Annotated in this window: 1 rRNA gene; it reads right to left on the bottom strand. The window is 48.9% G+C overall.

Features of this window, described 5'->3' with window-relative positions:
- Positions 1-5: 5 nt before the first annotated feature.
- Positions 6-2,892 (bottom strand): 23S ribosomal RNA (locus NQT65_RS20145).
- Positions 2,893-3,100: the final 208 nt, after the last annotated feature.

Raw genomic sequence — 3,100 nt, 5'->3', positions numbered from 1 at the left:
GTTGTATGGTTAAGCCTCACGGGTAATTAGTACAAGTTAGCTTAATGGCTCACACCACTTCCACATCTTGCCTATCAACGTTGTAGTCTTCAACGGCCCTTCAGAGACTTTAAAAGTCTAGTGAGAAATCATCTCGAGGCCTGCTTCGCGCTTAGATGCTTTCAGCGCTTATCAGTTCCGAACGTAGCTACCGGGCAATGCCATTGGCATGACAACCCGAACACCAGCGGTTCGTTCACTCCGGTCCTCTCGTACTAGGAGCAACCCCTCTCAATTCTCAAACGCCCACGGCAGATAGGGACCGAACTGTCTCACGACGTTCTAAACCCAGCTCGCGTACCACTTTAAATGGCGAACAGCCATACCCTTGGGACCGACTTCAGCCCCAGGATGTGATGAGCCGACATCGAGGTGCCAAACACCGCCGTCGATATGAACTCTTGGGCGGTATCAGCCTGTTATCCCCGGAGTACCTTTTATCCGTTGAGCGATGGCCCTTCCATTCAGAACCACCGGATCACTATGACCTACTTTCGTACCTGCTCGACGTGTCTGTCTCGCAGTTAAGCTGGCTTCTACCATTACACTAACCGTACGATGTCCGACCGTACTTAGCCAACCTTCGTGCTCCTCCGTTACTCTTTGGGAGGAGACCGCCCCAGTCAAACTACCCACCAGGCACTGTCCGTAACCCCGATTCAGGGGCCAACGTTAGAACATCAAAACTACAAGGGTGGTATTTCAAGGACGACTCCACAACAACTAGCGTCGCTGCTTCAAAGTCTCCCACCTATCCTACACATGTAGGTTCAATGTTCAGTGCCAAGCTGTAGTAAAGGTTCACGGGGTCTTTCCGTCTAGCCGCGGGTACACAGCATCTTCACTGCGATTTCAATTTCACTGAGTCTCGGGTGGAGACAGCGTGGCCATGGTTACACCATTCGTGCAGGTCGGAACTTACCCGACAAGGAATTTCGCTACCTTAGGACCGTTATAGTTACGGCCGCCGTTTACCGGGGCTTCGATCAAGAGCTTCGTCCGAAAACTAACCCCATCAATTAACCTTCCGGCACCGGGCAGGTGTCACACCGTATACGTCATCTTGCGATTTTGCACAGTGCTGTGTTTTTAATAAACAGTCCCAGCCACCTGGTCACTGCGGCTCCCGTCCGCTTAGAGAGCAAGTCTCATCACAGATAGGAGCGTACCTTCTCCCGAAGTTACGGTACGATTTTGCCTAGTTCCTTCACCCGAGTTCTCTCAAGCGCCTTAGTATTCTCTACCTGACCACCTGTGTCGGTTTGGGGTACGATTCGGTATAATCTGAAGCTTAGAGGCTTTTCCTGGAAGTATGGCATCAGCAACTTCACACCCTTGGGTGCTCGTCTCGTGTCTCAGCCTAACAGCAACCCGGATTTACCTAAGTCACTAGCCTACTCACTTTCACATGGACAACCATCGCCATGCTTGCTTAGCCTTCTCCGTCCCCCCATCGCAATTATACCAAGTACGGAAATATTAATCCGTTTCCCATCGACTACGCCTTTCGGCCTCGCCTTAGGGGTCGACTTACCCTACCCTGATTAACATGGGATAGGAACCCTTGGTCTTCCGGCGTGCGGGTTTTTCACCCGCATTATCGTTACTCATGTCAGCATTCGCACTTCTGATACGTCCAGCATACCTCCCGGTACACCTTCAACCGCTTACAGAACGCTCCCCTACCACTCATCCTAAGATGAATCCGCAGCTTCGGTGCATAGTTTAGCCCCGTTACATCTTCCGCGCAGACCGACTCGACCAGTGAGCTATTACGCTTTCTTTAAAGGATGGCTGCTTCTAAGCCAACCTCCTGGCTGTCTGGGCCTTTCCACATCGTTTCCCACTTAACTATGACTTTGGGACCTTAGCTGGCGGTCTGGGTTGTTTCCCTCTTCACGACGGACGTTAGCACCCGCCGTGTGTCTCCCGGATATTACTTTACGGTATTCGGAGTTTGCAAAGGGTTGGTAAGTCGGGATGACCCCCTAGCCTTAACAGTGCTCTACCCCCGTAAGTATTCGTCCGAGGCTCTACCTAAATAGATTTCGGGGAGAACCAGCTATCTCCCGGTTTGATTAGCCTTTCACTCCTAGCCACAGGTCATCCCCTAACTTTTCAACGTTAGTGGGTTCGGTCCTCCAGTTGATGTTACTCAACCTTCAACCTGCCCATGGCTAGATCACCGGGTTTCGGGTCTATACCTTGCAACTATTCGCCCAGTTAAGACTCGGTTTCCCTACGGCTACCCTAATCGGTTAACCTCGCTACAAAATATAAGTCGCTGACCCATTATACAAAAGGTACGCAGTCACCTAACAAGTAGGCTCCTACTGCTTGTACGTACACGGTTTCAGGTTCTATTTCACTCCCCTCACAGGGGTTCTTTTCGCCTTTCCCTCACGGTACTGGTTCACTATCGGTCAGTTGGGAGTATTTAGCCTTAGATGATGGTCCACCTATATTCAGTCAAAGTTTCACGTGCTCCGACCTACTCGATTTCACTTAAAATGTCTTTTCATGTACGGGACTATCACCCTGTATCGTGGCACTTTCCAGAGCCTTCCATTAACACATAATAAGCTTAAGGGCTGTTCCGATTTCGCTCGCCGCTACTATCGGAATCTCGGTTGATTTCTTTTCCTACGGGTACTTAGATGTTTCAGTTCTCCGCGTTCGCCTCGTTAACCTATGTATTCAGTTAACGATACCTGCAAGCAGGTGGGTTTCCCCATTCGGAAATCCTAGTCTCAAGCGCTTTTTACTAGCTTGACTAGGCTTATCGCAAGTTAATACGTCCTTCATCGCCTCCAACTGCCAAGGCATCCACCGTGTACGCTTAGTCACTTAACCATACAACCCAAACGGGTCTTTGTTATGTGACAGTTTAACTTCGCCAGAAGTTAATATTGAATACTAAAGTAGATACCAATTAATCATAAATGATTAAATTGGCACTGAATGATACTGCTATCATTCTTTTTTACTTTTGAAAACTCTTGATAAATACAAAGTATCTATCAGAATTTTATTATCAGCTTTTCCAAATTTTTAAAGAGCA

The organism is Pseudoalteromonas agarivorans (genome assembly GCF_024518735.1).
Lineage (GTDB): Bacteria > Pseudomonadota > Gammaproteobacteria > Enterobacterales > Alteromonadaceae > Pseudoalteromonas > Pseudoalteromonas atlantica.
This window is presented reverse-complemented; position numbering and strand designations above follow the sequence as displayed.